14 protein-coding genes are annotated in these 18,366 nt (G+C 40.1%); 7 read left to right on the top strand and 7 right to left on the bottom strand.

The window, feature by feature from the left end; translation table 11 throughout:
• Positions 1-107: 107 nt before the first annotated feature.
• Complete coding sequence (locus NSMS1_RS04645) at positions 108-416, bottom strand: ATP-binding protein (protein WP_224091547.1); 309 nt, start codon at positions 414-416, stop codon at positions 108-110.
• Between the two features lie 103 nt (positions 417-519).
• Positions 520-1,956, bottom strand: a complete 1,437-nt coding sequence (gene nifB, locus NSMS1_RS04640; protein WP_224091546.1) for a nitrogenase cofactor biosynthesis protein NifB — start codon at positions 1,954-1,956, stop codon at positions 520-522.
• On the opposite strand from nifB, the gene NSMS1_RS04635 reads away from it, so the two are divergent.
• A complete protein-coding gene (locus NSMS1_RS04635; protein ID WP_224091545.1) occupies positions 1,950-2,255 on the top strand; it encodes a hypothetical protein in 306 nt (101 codons plus the stop codon). The two genes, nifB and NSMS1_RS04635, sit on opposite strands and share 7 nt — an antisense overlap.
• A 1,215-nt stretch (positions 2,256-3,470) precedes the next feature.
• Positions 3,471-3,599 (top strand): hypothetical protein, encoded by a 129-nt coding sequence (locus NSMS1_RS35020; protein ID WP_263432559.1) that lies wholly within the window; start codon positions 3,471-3,473, stop codon positions 3,597-3,599.
• On the opposite strand, the gene NSMS1_RS04630 is transcribed toward NSMS1_RS35020, so the two are convergent.
• On the bottom strand, positions 3,600-7,169 hold the full coding sequence (locus NSMS1_RS04630; protein ID WP_224091544.1) for a CHAT domain-containing tetratricopeptide repeat protein: 3,570 nt from the start codon (positions 7,167-7,169) through the stop codon (positions 3,600-3,602).
• Between the two features lie 466 nt (positions 7,170-7,635).
• On the opposite strand from NSMS1_RS04630, the gene NSMS1_RS04625 reads away from it, so the two are divergent.
• From NSMS1_RS04625 to NSMS1_RS04610, 4 genes are all read left to right on the top strand, one after another.
• Positions 7,636-8,469, top strand: coding sequence for a dienelactone hydrolase family protein (locus NSMS1_RS04625; protein ID WP_224091543.1), 834 nt, complete (start codon positions 7,636-7,638; stop codon positions 8,467-8,469).
• Between the two features lie 176 nt (positions 8,470-8,645).
• The gene (locus NSMS1_RS04620) at positions 8,646-9,179 is read left to right on the top strand and encodes a dual specificity protein phosphatase family protein (RefSeq protein ID WP_224091542.1); all 534 of its coding nucleotides are present in this window, start codon (positions 8,646-8,648) and stop codon (positions 9,177-9,179) included.
• Positions 9,180-9,367: 188 nt separating this feature from the next.
• On the top strand, positions 9,368-10,312 hold the full coding sequence (locus NSMS1_RS04615; protein WP_224091540.1) for a hypothetical protein: 945 nt from the start codon (positions 9,368-9,370) through the stop codon (positions 10,310-10,312).
• Positions 10,313-10,417: 105 nt separating this feature from the next.
• Positions 10,418-12,160, top strand: coding sequence for a WD40 repeat domain-containing protein (locus NSMS1_RS04610; RefSeq protein WP_224091538.1), 1,743 nt, complete (start codon positions 10,418-10,420; stop codon positions 12,158-12,160).
• Between the two features lie 64 nt (positions 12,161-12,224).
• On the opposite strand, the gene NSMS1_RS04605 is transcribed toward NSMS1_RS04610, so the two are convergent.
• Complete coding sequence (locus NSMS1_RS04605; protein ID WP_224091536.1) at positions 12,225-13,127, bottom strand: DMT family transporter; 903 nt, start codon at positions 13,125-13,127, stop codon at positions 12,225-12,227.
• 249 nt (positions 13,128-13,376) lie between these two features.
• Here NSMS1_RS04605 and NSMS1_RS04600 point away from each other — a divergent pair, with 249 nt between their 5' ends.
• A complete protein-coding gene (locus NSMS1_RS04600) occupies positions 13,377-13,727 on the top strand; it encodes a hypothetical protein (RefSeq protein WP_224091534.1) in 351 nt (116 codons plus the stop codon).
• Positions 13,728-13,866: 139 nt separating this feature from the next.
• Here NSMS1_RS04600 and ptsP read toward each other — a convergent pair whose 3' ends face one another.
• The 3 genes from ptsP to dhaK form a co-directional block, all read right to left on the bottom strand.
• The gene (gene ptsP, locus NSMS1_RS04595; RefSeq protein WP_224091530.1) at positions 13,867-16,347 is read right to left on the bottom strand and encodes a phosphoenolpyruvate--protein phosphotransferase; all 2,481 of its coding nucleotides are present in this window, start codon (positions 16,345-16,347) and stop codon (positions 13,867-13,869) included.
• A 197-nt stretch (positions 16,348-16,544) separates the two neighbouring features.
• Positions 16,545-17,192 (bottom strand): dihydroxyacetone kinase subunit DhaL, encoded by a 648-nt coding sequence (dhaL, locus tag NSMS1_RS04590; protein ID WP_224095098.1) that lies wholly within the window; start codon positions 17,190-17,192, stop codon positions 16,545-16,547.
• A 1-nt stretch (position 17,193) separates the two neighbouring features.
• Positions 17,194-18,267 (bottom strand): dihydroxyacetone kinase subunit DhaK, encoded by a 1,074-nt coding sequence (gene dhaK, locus NSMS1_RS04585; protein WP_224091525.1) that lies wholly within the window; start codon positions 18,265-18,267, stop codon positions 17,194-17,196.
• Positions 18,268-18,366 lie beyond the last annotated feature (99 nt).

Genomic DNA, 18,366 nt, shown 5'->3' with positions numbered 1-18,366 from the left:
AGGTGAACGTAATTTACATTGCTACTATAACTGTTCATATCACACATTGGTATTGATGCAGATATTGATTAAAGCTTGGAAAATGAGTATTTTGGTTTGTTTGATAGCTAATACTTCTGTGAATAACAATTAAACCAACGTTCCCAATAGTCTTGTTTTTTAGTCAATTTCGCTATAACTCGGTTATATTTCTCGAACCAGCCTTCCCAATAATCGCTAGGTACTTTAACGCAACCATTACAGGTAGGGCAACCAGCTTGGCATTGTGGAACAGTGTAGACTGTATCAGCGCAGTTTGTACAAAGTTTTTGGTCAATCCAGTGGCGACCATCTTCTTCAATTTTGATTGCACCAGTGGGACATACAGGTTGACAAATATTGCAGGAAATACATTGGCTGGTGATTTGATAAGCCATGACTATGCTCCTTGTTGATTGGGTGAGTAGGGAGTGGTAATTGGTAACTGGTAATTGGTAATTGATGTTTGTTTCTTATCTATTACCCATTACCCATTACCCATTAGCCCTTATTCCATTGCTCGTAAAACTCTAAAGCAACCTTCTCAATCACGTCGTAAGCTTCAACAGCCTGTATTCCCGCTTGGAGCAGTTTTTCTTTGGGAGATTCGCCAATTTTGGAAACCAAAACTGCTTTGCAATCTGCGATAGTCTTCACAATATTGTCAAATGTGGCTGCTTCGCCGTATCCGCCTTGACAATAATGGTCTACTTTGCGGTGACTGATAAAGCGTACTTCTGTTCCGTCTACTTCGTAAATCTGAAATTCTTTGACATGACCAAAGTGTTGGTTAACTAAGCCGCCGCCTTTGGTGGCGATCGCAACTAAAATTTTCGGATTATTAGCTGTTGGTGTTTTACCAGCTGTTACCTTTTCTCTGGCTATTTGTAGTTCTTCTCTGAACTTCTCAATACCTTCGTGGACTTCTTGACGTTTGTCGAAGTCGTATTCGGGAGCCATTTCTAAGAATTTATCTTTGGTAAATTCTTGGCTGCGGTCTTCACCTAACAAGCCTACAGCATCGGCGCGGCACTGGCGGCAATGGCGCATCATTTTCATGTTACCCGCACATTGGTCTTGCACTGACTTGAGTTCTTTCTGTGTGGGGCCGCGTTGTCCAGTTAAGCCAAAGTGTGTACCGTGTTCTGGTGCAGAAATCAGAGGCATGATGTTATGCAGGAATGCACCGTTTTCCCGAATCACCTTGTTAACTTCTACTAGGTGTTGATCATTGATGCCGGGAATCATCACGGAGTTAACTTTGCACAGTATATCAGCTTCTCTCAGAGCTTGTAAACCTTCTAGTTGCTTCTCTAGGAGAATTTTTGCGCCTTCTACGCCTCTATAACGTCTACGGTTGTAGTGAACCCAAGAGTAAATCTGTGCGCCGATTTCTGGGTCAACTGTGTTCAGGGTAATTGTAACGTGATCAATATTTAGTTGTTTAATGCGATCGATATATTCGGGCAACATCAAACCGTTAGTTGATAAGCACAACTTGATATCTGGTGCTTTATCTGCAATCAACTCAAAGGTGCGGAAAGTCTTTTCTGGGTTAGCTAAAGGATCGCCAGGGCCAGCAACTCCCAAAACTGTCATTTGGGGAATTTTGCCAGCAATTACTAAAACTTTGTGTGCTGCTTCCTCTGGTGTGAGTAATTCACTTACTACCCCAGGACGGCTTTCGTTAGCGCAGTCATATTTACGGTTGCAGTAGTTGCATTGGATGTTGCAAGCTGGTGCAACTGCAACGTGCATTCTCGCGTAATGGTGGTGAGCTTCTTCGCTATAGCAGGGATGTTTAGCAATGCGTTCTTTGAGCCTTTCGTCTACTTCCACGGTGGTGCTGCTGTCGCATCCGCAACCACCCGATTTTGCTATGGTAGGTGTTGATTCAGTAGCCAAGGAATCGGAGAGTCCTGTAACTGGTGGTGTCATTGAATTTCGCAAATGTCGGTGGACTAGCTGCCACTGTGGGAGATGCCGTTGCTATGATCTTTGCCCTAAGAATTGAAGTCGCGGCTGCCACATTATCTGTAGCGGCTTCGCTAAGTAGGGCAGGTATGAAGTCCTGGGCTTTTGGCTGGTGTGTCAACTTGGTAGAATTGTGTGGTACAACCGAGACTTCCATTCACGAAGGCATAGTGCTATCTCATCCCTCCACTCACTTTTGGCTTTCTTTTTATGTAGAAGCGTTAAGTGATTGGCGATATAAGATTTATAGCAGTTGGTTTTAACTATTAAATTTTGTATCGCTGGAATAGAATTTATTGGATTTATTAGCAATGTACTCAAAATTCAAAACGATGATTTTGAGCATGTTTTAAGAATTTTAAATTTTTTTCCAGGTAGGGGTTCTAGTATTTTCTAGTTGGGGTACGAGTATTTATGGACTGGGGTTCAGGATCTAGTTGTACTCATGTGTAACTCAATCACAGCAACAATTTGAGGGCTGTTTGAGCTAATTGTTAACTATACAATTTTGTACTCAACCCCTCTTTAAATATCGCTAAAAGCCAATATTTATAAGGGTTTTTGGTGGGAAAAACTGGAGTAGATTACGTTGTACTACTCCAGATACGTGCGAAATTCAATTCTGTATCCAACATATCATTTTTTTTCAGAGAAAAATGTAATTTATATTTTTTTTATATTTTGTTTGAAATGATATTCAATTAAACCTGTAACCCTTAGCTAATAAGCTATATAAGCTCTTGTGAAGTAGATAATTAATGAGGATCATTTTCAATAATTTTAATATTTCTTTTGTTTTTAATCTAGGTTTAAATACTTCTATTATTCAATTAGTTAGTTGTGTAAATATACTCTATGAATATAATGAACAATTATTATTTAATAATTTGTTTTTAGTTATACGGTTAACATTGATTACCATTTTAATCTCAAAAAATAAATGAATAAACTTCATACATATAGAACTCATACTTGATTTTTGAAATATACGTAGGGGAGCCACTGCGTTGGGCGGGTTTCCCGACATAAAGCAAGTGGCGTTGGGCAGTGCATCGGCAAAACCATGAGCCGGTGGGCAATGCCGACCCAGCCCTTTCAACGCGAACAAATGAACTAGTAGAGGGGAAGCAGTAAAAGTATTAATCTGGCTAGGATCTAGGACATAAAACAGTTTGAAGCAAAGATGAAAATGCGAGAAATTATTCTCCAGCAAATTGAAGTTCAAACCAGAAATATATTAGCTGTTGTTTTGAGTATTGTGATGGATGTTTAAAAGTCGCGCAGTTGAAATGTGCCGATGTTTACTGTAAATATCCACGACGAACAAAACAAATTTTAGGGATTAGTTACGAACAATTACAATAGCCAAACAGTCAAGCCAAAAAATCAGAATTAATGCGGCTGGTGGGAGTCGCCCAGAAAAATTATTAATAAGTGAGCAAGTATGTTTATGCTTATTTTACTTACGACAGAAAGTTTTGCCCCAAGGCTTTGAACAGTCTGGCTTTAGCGTTTTCGGACAAGTCTATTATGAGATTCTTCTCAACTACTTCGCTGGGAACAAACAAGGACAAGCTGTAGCCGAAGACAGAGCAACTTATCGTTGATTACTGCCATTCTCCTTGTAAAGTGAAAGCTGCCCAATAATAAGGCTCTGAGTAATTTTGACTTTGCCACATTTCCATCTGTGCGGCTCGAAGTGCTGTTGTCGGTTTTAACCCATCCTGTAACATTTTTTTATAAAAACTCTGCATAAAAATAGCAGTTGCTTCATCATCTACATTCCACAAACTTACTACAAGTGTTGGGCTACCTGCATACATAAAACCTCTGCTTAAGCCGATGAATCCTTCTCCTTTTACTTGTTTTCCTAGCCCAGTCTGACACGCACTTAAAACAACTAATTGAGATGAAAGTTTGAGGTTAAAAATATCATGCAGACGCAAAAAGCCATTTTGTGGGCTACCTGTTTTATCAAATAATGACAAAACTAATCCTGATAATTCTGGATGTATACTATTGAGGATGCCATGAGTAGCAAAATGTACAATCCGGTATTGGCTCAAATCGGTATCCATTGCTGTATTACGATTAGCAGCAAAGTCGAATGCTTGTTTACGCAGTTTAGGTGATACCAATTTGAGAATTTGTTCCGCTTCTTGACGGGTAAATGTTAAACGTTCAAAATTAATATTTAACTCTCCAGCAGACCGTGTTAATTGCTGTTGAGATATGAGTTTATTGCTATTACTAAGTTGCTGATGAGTTTGTCCGATTCGTTGATCATCTTGAGAGAATATTGGGTCAGCAATTACAGCTAATATTTTAGTAGGCGTTTTGCGTCTAGTTAGTTGTTGGCGAAGAATTTTGATTGTAGATGCTGATGGCAAGTTTACTACTTCATGACTAGTTGCCAATGGCTGAGGGTTCATATTACTGTTTGGTGAACTTGGTATACTCAGCGCGGAAAATGGCACATACTGCAAAATTCCATCACTAACTATTGCTAGACGTTGATGTTTTAATTGTTTGGCGACTGGGGCAAGTATAATTTGAGATAAATTAGATGCTGCTTTTGCTGTTCTTGCTCTGTAAATGGGATTAGTTAAATTTTGTCGAAAATCTTGAGCGGCAGCTTCTATATCGGCACGTTTAGGTAATTTATAGGCAGTTATACTTTTTTTCGTAACTGCCCAAAGATAACTACACTCTTCTCCTAAGAAATATTCTAAAAGTAGAGTTTTATCATCAAGAATTGAAGACTGAATTTGTGCAAGCCCAATAGGTTCTACTTGAGTCAAAGCTGCATAACTTGGGCTGAGGGTGCGAATTTTGGCTTGAATTTGTTGATATTGTTCTAAAAGTTCTTCTATTTTCTTTTCTAAAGCTTGCGCTTGAGTTTGATTTTGTTTGTTAGTTAATAACTCTATTCTTAACTTTTCTGAAGCACTAATTTCTTGTTGCAATGTGCGTTCTTGTTCTAGCAGCTTGGAGTCTACACCTTGCCTAATATCTACATTAGCTTCTTTGAGGAGATCCACAAGGCTGCGAGCGCGAGCTTGTTCACTAATCTGTAGTGCTTTTACAGCATATCCTTTAGACGGTTGTTGTTTGTGCAAACGCATCAACAAATCAATATAGAACTCGTAATATTTTTGTACTGAAGCAAAGTAAGAAGTACGTAGTTCTTGACTTGTCAGGTTAGTACGTATATCTTCAACAATTTTAATTGTTTTCTCTATATTGCTCACAGAAGCATTAAGATTATCTTGATCACGTTGTGCGATCGCCATATTGTAAAGCGCTTCTGCTGTCCCAGGCAAGTCTCCCAATTGCTGGCGTAAATCAAGCTCTCGATTATAATTTTGAATCGCCTGTTGATGTTGCTTTAAGGAATTGTAAGCTTTACCAATGTTAGTTAATACATTAGCTTCGGCACTTTTAATACTGAGTTTTTCAAAATTTTGAGATGATTGAGTTAATAAATCTAATGCCTGAGAAAAGTCTCCTTTTGATAGGTGTACTCTGCCTAAAAAAGCTAAAGCAGAAGCCTCAAGAAAACTATTTCGCTGTTTTTTTGATAATAGCAAAGCTTGATCTGCTGTGTCTAAAGCTTTTGGGTAATCTTTTAATGACTCGTAAACCCGAATAATCCCTGTAAGCGTGCTAAATTCTTGAAACTGTGCGCCTTGTTCTCGCCACAATTGCAAAGCTTGTTTATAAAAATCTAATGCTGTTTGATAACTTTCTTCTGCTCGGTAAACACTAGCTATATTATCAAGAGTTTGAGCTATTTTGCTACGGTCTTGTATTGTCCTGAATATATCTAAAGCTTGATTATATGTTTGTACACTTAATTGATATTCACCTAATGAACTATAAACTTTAGCGATATAAGTTAGTGTATTCGCTTCTCCTGTTTGTTCTTTAATTTGATGCTGCAAAGCTAGTGCTTGATTATAAAAATCTAATGCTTTTTGATAATCTCCTGTTGATTCATGTATAGCTGCAATGTTACTTAATGTAAAAGCTTCTCTAGCAGGATACTTATTTATTCTTTGAATAATTAAGGCTTTGTTTAATGAGTCGAGAGCTTTCTTTTTTTGTCCTATTTTGTCATAAATAAAACTCATTTGTTCTAAAGCTTCAGCTTCAGCATATGTATTTCCTGATTGTTGTAAGAGTGATTGTGCTTGATACAAATAACCCAAACTCTTGTCATACTCACCAGTAGTTGAATATACTCCACTTATCCCCATTAAAGTCAGAACTTGACTACTAATGCTAATTCCTGGCGTTGTTTTTTGCAAAAACAACACTAAATCGAAAAATTCTCTAGCTTTTTGAGTTTCTCCTATTGAATTATAAAGTGTAGCAAGTAGATTGAGCGTATCAATTTGTCCAGATACATTTTTAATTTTACGTTCAATCTCTAATGCTTGATTTAGTGCTTCTAGTGCCTTTTTATTTTCTCCTAATTGAAGATAAGTTTGACCTATAGTTTGCAGAATGTCACTTTGTGCGTTCAAATTATTTTGATTACGTTGAAGTAATAGTGCCTGATTATAAAAATCCAGTGCTTTTTGAGTTTCGCCCAACTTCAAATACACTCTACCAATACTCATCAATATATCTGAGACAGCCTCATTTTTCTGCTCTATACGAAATAATGATAAGGCTTGGTTGTAATAATCTAATGCTTTTAAGTTATTATCTAAGTTAAAGTAGACATTAGCAATAGACCCTAGTACAATGGCTTCTTCAAAGCGATTTTTTAATTCCCGTCTAATCGCCAATGCTTGCAGGTAATATTCTAAGGCTTTTTGATGATTATTTTCTATATGGTAGATAGTACCAATACTTAATAGAGTCGTAGCTTTTTCTGGACGTAACTCTAATTCCTCCCATATTTTCAAGGCTTTCTCATAGTTAATAAGAGCTTGTTGGCGAGATGTTTTTGTTCCTTGAGCTAATAATTGGTTTGCTGCTTGCAATAATTTTTTAGCTTGGATGTAAGCTTCCTGGCGTTGAGTATTGACTTTAGTATCTGTAGAAATAGGTAGTTGTACCCGTCTTATATTTTCTGCATTTGCTTTGATACCGCTAGAGTTAAAACACCAAATTAGGCAAAATAAAAGGAGTAAGAGTTTTGGTTGAAACTTTGAGTAGATATCCATTTATGTTATTTAATTTATTAATTTTGTCTTGTTTTAAAAATTAATCAATTTAGTCGTGAAAAATTAATGATTAAATTTCCATCTTTTGAATTTTAACCTTTGATAAAATTGCGTCAACCTGATTATTAACTATCTCAAAATTTTGTAATAGTTCTAGCATGATATTATTAGTTTGCACTCTGGTAAGATGCAAACTCAAAATTACTTCTCTCTTTTTCTAGGCAATGACTAAATCTTGACGATCGCTGTTGAAAGCCAAACCGGACACTTACCCCGAACCAAACTGCTATAGCTATTTAGAGTGTTGCTGCAAGTGGTAATTTATGCAATCTAGACAAAGAAACTATACAACGGTAAGTTGGTATCCTAATAGTAGTATTAATGTCATATTACTGTAGAGATCAGAAGTTGTAACTAATGCCAGTAGAGGCAATTTTTCTAAAAGACTAAATAGCTGAAGGTAAAGATGGTTAACAGAATTACAAGGCGCAAATTTATCACAACTGCTTCTCTGGCAACGGGTTTTGCCTTAGCAGTAGAACCTATTTCTGCCCAAGTCATCACCACCAATCGCCAAGGATTGGTGGCTGGTGCAGTGAAGATTCCAGTTAAAGATGGTACAATCCCTGCATATAGGGCGCTGCCTGCTACTGGACGTAATTTCCCAGTGGTATTAGTCATTCAAGAGATATTTGGCGTACACGAACATATCCAAGATATCTGCCGTCGCTTTGCTAAATTAGGTTATTTAGCGATCGCACCTGAATTATTTGTACGTCAAGGTGATGTATCGAAGTTAAGCAGTATAGATGAAATTCGCCCCATAGTCGCTAAAGTACCAGATGCTCAGGTACTATCTGACCTAGATGCTACAGTTAACTGGGCGCGGAAGTCAGGCAAAGGCAATATTAATAAATTGGCAATTACAGGCTTTTGTTGGGGTGGTAGGATTACTTGGCTGTATGCTGCACACAATCCCAGTGTGAAAGCTGGGGTAGCTTGGTATGGACGATTGGTAGGTGATTCTACCGCAGTTACACCCAAGCATCCCGTTGATATTGCTTCTACACTCAAAGTCCCAGTTCTCGGACTTTACGGCGGTAAAGATACGGGGATTCCTCTAAATACTGTCGAGCAAATGCGCGATCGCCTCAAAGGTAGCAGCAGTAAATCAGAAATTATTGTTTATCCTGACGCGCCCCATGCTTTCTTTGCCGATTATCGCCCTTCCTACCGCGAAAAAGAGGCTAAGGACGGCTGGCAACGTCTCCAGGCTTGGTTTAAGCAACATGGTGCGTGATAATTCGTTCTCTTGGAAAGTTCTGAGCGGCGGCTCCCGCCGCTCAGACTTTCCGCAATTCGTAATTCGTAGTTTGTAGTTAGAAATGCTGACTACGAGTTACGAAGTATATGATTATTTTTATTTGGTCACATATCCCCAATCTTTATTATACAGCCAGTCAATAAATAGCACCAATGTACAAATTCGCTCCAGCTTCTCAACAAGAAAAAATTGTCTTTGGTGCTTCTCGTCCTGGTTACTCAAATCAAGAACTCTATCGTTGGATAGATTTTATGAAGCAGCAAGATATTCAGAAGGTATGTTGTCTTTTAGATGATCAACAAATAAATTATTATTCCCATCTTTTAGATACATATCAACAAGAATTTGGCAATCAACAAGTGTGTTGGGCGGCAATTCCAGATTTTCAGCTAGTACATATAGATACTCTTACCCAGAAAATATTGCCATTTTTAATGACAGCAGACAGACTCAATGAAAAAGTTGTAGTTCACTGTTCTGGTGGTATTGGGCGTACTGGTCATGTATTAGCTGCGTGGTTAGTTTATGGTAGAGGATTTTCTAATCGAGATGCAATAGCAGCAGTCAAACGTACAGGTAGAAATCCCCATGAAGGTGCAATAGCTTCTTTATTTAAAGGTAAAAATCCTTTAAAATTTGTCAAAGAGCTTGATGTATTACTAAATCAATGTCGTATGTTAATTTAAGTGATGAGTTATTAATTACAACAAATAAAAATTAATAAATATATGCAATTATGAGTATTTTTATTTGATCGATAAATCTAGGTTTGACATTAAAGTTAACAAATTTTTCGTTTTGACTAATTATTTGAAATTTTCCTAACAAAGCAAAAAAAATATCAATTAATTACTACTACAGTCACGGTGATGATATGAACTTAGCGATCGCAACTACCCCTAAAACATTTAGTCTTTTAAGTATTGGTCAACGAGGAGTAGGTAAAACAGTTTTTCTAGCAGGTAGCTATACAGAACTCCATCCTGATAGTCAAGTAGATAGAACTCAACAGTTGTGGTTTGATTGTGAAGATGAGGAAGTGCAAGCCAACCTGGAAAACATTAAAAACCATGTTGCTCGTACAAATTTATACCCACCGCCAACAATTAAAATTACTAATTTTGATTTCAGTTTAAAGCGCCAGCTGCGCTCGGATATAGAAACAGTCTGTAATTTCCGGTGGTGGGATATTCCAGGAGAGTCATGTAATATTCACAATCCAGACTTTCAGGACATGATATTTACGTCCAATGGCTGCTGTGTATTTATTAATGCCCATGCCTTAATAGAAGATAAAGATTATCTCAGCGTCCTAGAGGATATTTATAATCAAGTAGCTGCGATCGCATCGGTAGTATATAAATACAGTCTAGAATATGGCTTTGCCTTAATTTTAACTAAGTGCGACCTGATCGAACTTAATTCAACTACCCAAGCACAGATTGATCAAAGGCTACAACCAATCATCACCTATCTTGATTTATTGAGACTAACTTATCAAAAATTTTATTCGGCAATACCAATCGTTACTGTAAATGGAGTTTCCCGACTTAAAGCAAGTGGCGCGGCTAGTCCCTTACTCTGGCTCTTATCACATCTCAACAATTCTGAACCCTTACTACAAGAGGATTTACCTAATGAACCAAGTAAGCAATCATTAATTAGTCACATATTACAGCCAAAAAACCGCAATGATATTTTGCTTATTTATTCGTTAAGTGCTATTTTATTAGCGGCGATCGCTGCAATATTTTTAGCCTTCTATTCCTTTACACCTACTCCCCAACAAACCCCAGCCACAGAGCAACAATCGAGTTAGTCATTGGTCCATAGTCCATAGTCAACAGTTATTTTCCTCTGCTTCCCTACTCCCTCATCTCCCTCATCTCCCTTATCTTTCCTCGCTCCCTACTCCCCTCCTAGTATGACCCCTTTTGTCTTAGGTCAACTTGTATACACCAGTTTTGCTACCGTGGGATTGAGAACCGTGGCGAGTAAAGACGTTTCTAAGGAAATGCAACAAATTTTCCTGGAGAAATTGGTCTATCAGTTCTGGGATGCTTATAATCCACCTGGGGCTGGATATAGAGCAGCGTATTTATTGCAGGTAAATTCAGAGCATACCCTGTTTGGCTGGTTGTACAACGATGGACTGGATGATTTGGGTCGTAGTAATGTGCCTTATTTCCACTGCTATCATTTAGCGGGTCAATTACAGTCTAGCCAACTCGAAAATATTTTTATCAGCTTATGCACAGGGCCATTAACGCTGATCAATAGAGAAAATCCCCCAGATCATTTAGAAAGCTTGGTAGTACAAAACTTATGGAGTTACAGACCTACTCGCGTTGGGGTGAAGATTCCTAAAAGAATAATTGAGCAAAGCCAGATTCATTTTGAGCATGGAAAACTGCTCAATTTGTTTGTCCCCGCATCTCAGGAGGAAATTAAAGATACTACAATTGCTGACCAGGAATTATTTGTTGCTAGTACGCTGAGAACACTAATTATTCCTCGTAATGGAAGCATCATTCAGCAGGAATTGCCCGTAGCCCAAAGAATAACCCAAGATAGTGAGCAGTTACCAGAGATCCCCGATAGCTTCACACATAGTCGAAAAAAATTTTCCCTCTCTGGCAAATTAACTGTAGCACTGGGGATTATCGCCACAATTGCGTCCCTACTCACTTTGGCTTTTTTCAAAGTTGCACCTTTCTCGCCTGGTGTCTCAAAAACCACAACTCCAGACCCTATCCCAACCCCAATACCCACCTTAGAGGAGAAAAGCATTACACTGAGTAACACTTTATTTGGTCATGGAGATGCGGTATGGGCCGTTGCTTTAAGTAAAGATGGACAAACTTTGGTGAGTGGTAGCGCAGATAAAACTATTAAAGTTTGGAATTTAGAAACAGGAAAAGTTATAGCCACACTAGAAGGACATACTGATACAGTTAGAGCGATCGCATTAAGTTCAGATGACCAGACTCTCATCAGTGCAGGTGGCGACAATACAATTAGAATTTGGGATCTGCAAAAATTCCAGATCAAAAGAACAATCATGACTAATAGTGGCCCGGTTTGGTCACTTGCTATCAGCAATGATGGACAGACTCTAGTTAGTGGTCATGAAAATGGGACTATCAAAATTTGGAACTTTCCCACAGGGCAATTGCTCCGCACAATTAAAGGACATGATGATCGGGTTTTTTCTGTAGCCATGAGTCCAGATGGTGAAACTTTCGCTACTGGAGGTCTTGACAAAAACATCAATATTTGGAATTTGTATACAGGGCAACTCCTCCGCACCATAATCGGACATCAGGACGCTGTGAGGTCATTAATCTTCAGCCGTGACGGCAAGACACTCGCCAGTGCTAGTTGGGATCAAAGCATCAAACTTTGGAATGTGCAAACAGGCCAATTGCTGCACACTCTCTCAGGACACACCTCACGAGTAGTAACTCTCAGTTTGGGATTTGATGACAACATTCTCGTCAGTGGCAGTATTGATAATGACCTCAAAATTTGGAATATGCAAACGGGTAAATTACTTGAAACTCTCTCCAGTCATTCTGACTGGATTTTAGGTATCGCCACAAACCCTACAAAGAAAATTTTAGTCAGTGCCAGTAAGGATAAAAGCATCAAAGTGTGGCAGCCTTAGTGGAGAGATGGGGGAGATGAGGGAGAGGGGGGAGAACAACTGTCAACTGTCAACTGTCAACTGACTAACGACTACTCAAAATTCCAATGCCTACGATCGCAATTATCACACCTGCGATCGCTCTCCAAGTGACTTTTTCACCTGTGGCAATGGCAAGAGGGATGACAAATAACGGACTTGTTTGCATGATGGTTGAGGCAATTCCCGCAGCCGTAAGTTTAATAGCTGTTTGTTGCAACCAAATTCCTAAATAAGTACCGCAAAAAGACGCAAAGCAACCAATCAGAATAATTTGCCACGATGGTCTATGGGGATTGGATGATATTTGATGTTTGTAACTTAAGCTAATTCCTATTACCAGAATTAACTCTGCTGCTGATAACCTCAGTAAAGCAGCCCACAAAGGTGTAACGTTACCACTAGTAAAGGCGGCGCGAGAAATTACTGTGCCGGCGGCGTTAGTAATAGCTGCTAGTACAGCGAAAATAATCCCTTTGACTGATGATTTTGAATTAGTAATTTCTGAATTGGGAACTCTTTCTGTAACTACCCAAGCCACTCCCATAATAGTTAATATAATACCACACCAAGCATTAAAATTTAACCTTTCTTGTAGAAGAATATTTGCGGCGATCGCTGTCATCGGAGGCGCTAAAGTTCCTATAAGTAAAACGCGACGCGCTCCTAAGTTATTGATAGCAGCGAGGAAAGCTGTATCTCCCAAACCAATACCTACAACTCCACTTAAACACAAGAGCAGAATTGGTGCAGGGGTAGAGATAGATAAGGATTCGCCCGTTAACCAAATCGTCAGGCAAAGAAAGGCGATCGCTACAATTCCTTTAATCAAATTTAGCTGAAGCGGCGCAATCCTTTGCCCTACAATCCCATAAAGTACCGAAGCGATCGCCCACAAACAAGCAGCTAATAAAGCTGCTATTTCACCCTTTCCATTTGTAAACGACAAAGTTAAATAATTATTAAAAATAAAATACTCCCCCAATATTATGCCCGAAACTCTTTAATAATACCTCAAATAATCTATTAATTTCTAGCACTCAAACCTAGAGAGTGCTAAATGTCTAAGACAATTTAGTCATTAAGATGTAGGCAAACATTACTCTTTTTCTAGATGAGTTGTAAGTACTATTGCCAGCATAATTGATTTCCAAATATGTATGTTACGTACAACTGATTAATCATTGGTAAGACGAAAATGAATTATACTTTTGATATTGTCGGTGTATCCCCTGTTTGGCAATTTTTTAATCACCAACAGCAGAGTCAACAACAACCAAAACCTCAAGGTATTGAATATTTAGGAACCCATAAATGTACGCTTGACGCATTGATAGAAACAGTCGAGCCAGTACCAATTAAATGGGGATGGAATACAGAGCAAGTATTAGATACTGTAGTCAGCTTTTGGATGAACAACGCTGAGAGTATACGTTATTGGAAAGCCAGATTAACTGATGCTGGTAATGACAATATACTCGTGGCTAGGCTGGCGGATATTACAGCTATACAAGCCGAATTTGAAACCTTATTGAATAAAAATTGGTAGATAATATCATGTCTGTTTAAACACTTATCATATCTTGAGGGTTGGTAATGGGTAATGGATAATAGGTAATGGGAGAAAAGAATTACTAATTACCTATTACCGACCAAAGCAAGCATATCGTAAGAAATTAGCCGGACTTTTAATGAGAAACGATCGCTTTTACCTGTTCTACAGACTCTTGTTGCAATGCCATAATAGCGATCGCCTCAGATGCCACTACACTTAACTGTGAGATTGACTGTTTGAGTGTGGGTATAGCTGGAGGATTGACGCTTAACTCATCTAGCCCCAAACCTAATAAAATTGGGGTTGCTAAAGGATCGGCGGCTAGTTCGCCACATAAGCCTACCCAAATACCAGCCTGATGGGCAGCTTGCACAGTTTGTTGTACCATGCGTAACACAGCCGGGTGCATAGCATCAACTAAGTTGGTTACTTGGGGATTAGTGCGATCGCCTGCCATGACATACTGACTCAGATCATTAGTACCAATACTAAAAAAGTCTACTTCCGCCGCCAATTGATCAGCCATCGCCACGGCTGCGGGAACTTCTATCATAATTCCCAAAGAAATCGCCTCCGCAATGGGAATATCCGCTTGGCACAGTTCGGACTGTACTTGACTCAAGATAGCTTTAGCCGCTTTAACTTCGCCCACAGTTGCAATCATGGGCAGCATAATTTTGATATTCTGCCCAACGCTGGCACGCAAAATTGCCCGTAACTGCGTTTTAAATAACTCTACATGATGGAGACAGAAACGGATTCCTCGACAACCCAAAAAGGGATTCGCTTCTATAAGCTGTGGACGGAGGTAAGGAAGTGGCTTATCACCGCCGACATCCAGAGTGCGAATAATTAAAGGACGCTGTTCTAATACTTGGGCGATCGCTTGATATACTGCTAGTTGTTCCTCCTCAGTTGGCGGACTTGTCCTCCCCAAATACAGAAACTCAGTACGCAACAACCCCACACCCTCAGCACCGTTAGATAGGGCTGCTTGCACATCGGCGATACTACCAATGTTGGCAAATACACTTACCTGTCGGTTATCAAGGGTGATTGCTGGCTGTTGTGCTTTGGCTTTTGCTGACAGTTGCGCCGTCTGCCATGCTTGCCGCTTGGTTTCCAGCAATTCCAAAATATCCGCTTCAGGTTCTACCCAAGCCCTGCCGATTTCACCATCCAAGCCCATGAGTGTACCATCTTCCACCTGTAACACCTGGACATCCATACCTAAAACTGCGGGTATGCCAAGAGTCCGGGCAATAATAGCACTGTGAGATGTGGAACTACCAGAGGTAGTACAAATGCCTAAAATCTTTTTCGGATCTAGTCCTACAGTATCCGAAGGAGTTAAATCAGTGGCAACTAAAATCGCTGGTTCTTGTAGATCCAAAACTGTACCAACTGTGCCTGTTAGCAGTCTTAGTACCCTTTGCCCTACATCTATCACATCATCAACTCGTTCCTGTAAGTAGGCATCTTCAAGGGTACGGTAACGAGAAGCCACTTCATCCACTACCAATTGCCAAGCTGTTTCTGCATTAATTTGTTCTTCGCTGATGCGGTGGTGAACTGCTTCCAGCAGTACCGGATCTGCTAAAAACAGTAAATGGGCATCAAAAATAGCGGCTTCAGCATCACCAATTTGCACTGATGCGTGAGAAAACAAAGTTTCAATTTCTTGTTTGGCAGCTTGAATTGCATTTTGTAAACGTTGCCACTCTGTCTCTACATCATCTACGTGGTATTGGGTAGGTGTAAGAATACTTGGTTGATAATGGACAATAGGAGCGATCGCTACTCCTGGGGAAGCAGCAATTCCTGATAGTTCACTGGGAGACTGGGGCGTTACTGTGTTTTTTACTAATGGTGGGGGGATAATAGTATCATCTTCACCAAAATTATTAGTAATTAAAGCTTGTAGGGCAGCTAGTGCCGCATCTGCATCGTTACCAGTAGCTGAAATCGCTATTTCGTGTCCTTGGCGTACCCCCAATGTTGCTACTTGATTAATACTGTCACCGCGTACAGGTGACGAACCTGTGGTTAAATTTTGTACCCAAATTTGCGCCCCAAATCGAGCAGATGTACCCACAAATCGAGCAGCAGGACGAGCGTGTAAACCGAAGCGGTTGTTGATAGTTAGGCGAATTTCTTTATTGGCTGGGGGTTGAGGATTCGTTACATGGCCATTGGCATTGATATCTATGCCTAATTGACTTGCTTTGGCTATTAATGCACCTTGGGCTTCAGCTATAACTTGGTGAATATTCCTACCAGCCGCCGCCGCAACTACAGCCGCGATCGCACCTTCTACCAGAGGTGCAGCACACAGATGAATCTTTTGCCTTTGTGCTTCTGGCAGAAACTCCAGCGCCATTTCCGCACTCATCAAAGCACTACCCAAATCCATCAATACCAAGACACCATCATCACTAAATACAGAAGCGATCGCTTCCTGTACTTGGATAGGATCTGTACCCAATGGATGATCAGGATCAGCAATACCTGCGGCGATCGCTAGGGCAACTGTACCCTGAACCATCTGCATCGCCAATTCTTGCACACCAAGGGCTAGTTGTTTACTATGAGAAACAATAACAATTCCAACCACGACAACACCGCCAAGCTTGTTGAGAGGTTTTTCCTAAGTTAGTTACTCAGTTAATGTTTTCATTTTCGCCTGTCAAAGCCAACGCGACTTTTTTAAGAATTACAAATTTACAAATTTAGTAATTCACTAGGAGAAAACCATCTATAGCTATATCCACACCCTTTAGGAAATTTTCAAAGCTTGAATGCAGCAAATAGTTAGACTTTGCCTCCTGCCTCATCCTCCACCACTGCCAACAAACTCTGCAACATCAAATAAGCAGAGGTTGCCCCTGGATCTTGATGTCCTATGCTTCTTTCACCCAAATAACTGGCTCGTCCCTTCTTCGCCAACATCGGCGCTGTTTCCTTCATTCCCTGTTCAGCCGCCGCTACAGCCTGTTGTAAGGCTTCTGGGATATTTTTTCCCTCATCCACAGCTTTCCCGAACTTCTCTAAAGCCGGGGATAGGACATCTATCATGGTTTTGTCTCCCAGTTGTGCCTTACCCCTTTGTAAAACACCTTCTAAACCTGCTTGGAATAGCCCTAAAATATCCTGTTCAGTTAATTCTTGCTTACCAGCTACAGCCGTACTTGCTCTTAAAAACCAAGTACCATACAGGGGGCCACTTGCACCGCCGATGCTGGAAATCAAAGTCATGCTGACAGTTTTGAAAATTCCACTAATGTCTTTATCTACCAGCGTTGGCAACTGAGTACTGACCTTTTTCCAACCCCTATCCATATTAATACCGTGGTCAGCATCCCCGATCGCCGCATCTAATTCGGTTAAATAATCTTTATTTTCTGCTATCTTGCTGGCAAAAAGTTGTAACCATTGCAAAATTTGTGCTTGAGAAATCATCTTAAATCCCCCAGCGCCAGCTTGGTGTTTTAACTGGTGCATCCCATAGCCGAATCATCTCATCATCTAGCTTTAACAAGGTAATTGAGCAACCTTGCATATCTAAAGATGTGATATATGGCCCGATTAAATTGCGGACAATTTGTAGTCCTTGCCGTTCACAGATGGCGACTAGTTGGCGGTAGACAAGATACAGTTCAGAAAGTGGAGTTCCACCCATACTATTAACGAATGCTAACAGGCGATCGCCTGATTGAAATGGTTGATTGATAAGTTCCACATCCACCCAATCGCCTTGATTTTCATTCCATTCTCGCACTGTGCGACTATAGCCTGCATCTTCAATTATGGATTGCGTCAATATTTCTGTAATTTCGTCTGCTGATTTGACATCAATGCGTTCTCTACCGGGTTCACCATGAATTCCGATGCCAATTTCAATTTCGCGATCGCCTAATGCAAATGTGGGACTACCTTTAGCTGGTACTGTACAAGAAGTCAGGGCAATTCCCATACTGCGCCCGTTGGTGGTTACTCGTCTGCCCAAGTCTGCTATTTGTGACAGATTATACCCTTGCTGGGCGGCCGCGCCACAAATTTTTTCTGCTAGTACCGTTGTGCCTACACCCCGCCTTCCTTGGGTATAGAGGCTATCTTTCACCGCCACATCATCATCAATCAAAATACTCAGCACACGGATACCCTCACTACAAGCTAATTCCGTTGCCATTTCAAAGTTCATCACATCGCCACTGTAATTCTTGACGATGTAAAGAACACCAGCACCACCATCTACTTTTTGCGTAGCTGCTAACATTTGATCGGGCGTAGGAGAAGTAAAAACCTCACCTGGGCAAGCTGCATCCAGCATTCCCAGCCCCACAAAACCAGCGTGCATCGGCTCATGTCCACTACCGCCACCAGAAATAATTGCCACCTTTCCCTGTACAGGTGCATCAGCACGATAAACAAAGGTTGGCTCATATTCCACTTTAATTAAATCGGCATGGGCTGCTGCCATACCTGCCAAACTTTCACGTACAAAGTCTTCTGGCTTATTGATCAGTTTTTTCATGATCATTTTTGAGTTGAGAAGATTCTACAATCAGCATAAGTTATATCATCAGGTATTACGCATCAAGATTATCTGTTAGGGAAGTCCAGAAAATAAATT

The organism is Nostoc sp. MS1, assembly GCF_019976755.1.
Classification (GTDB): domain Bacteria; phylum Cyanobacteriota; class Cyanobacteriia; order Cyanobacteriales; family Nostocaceae; genus Trichormus.
This window is presented reverse-complemented; position numbering and strand designations above follow the sequence as displayed.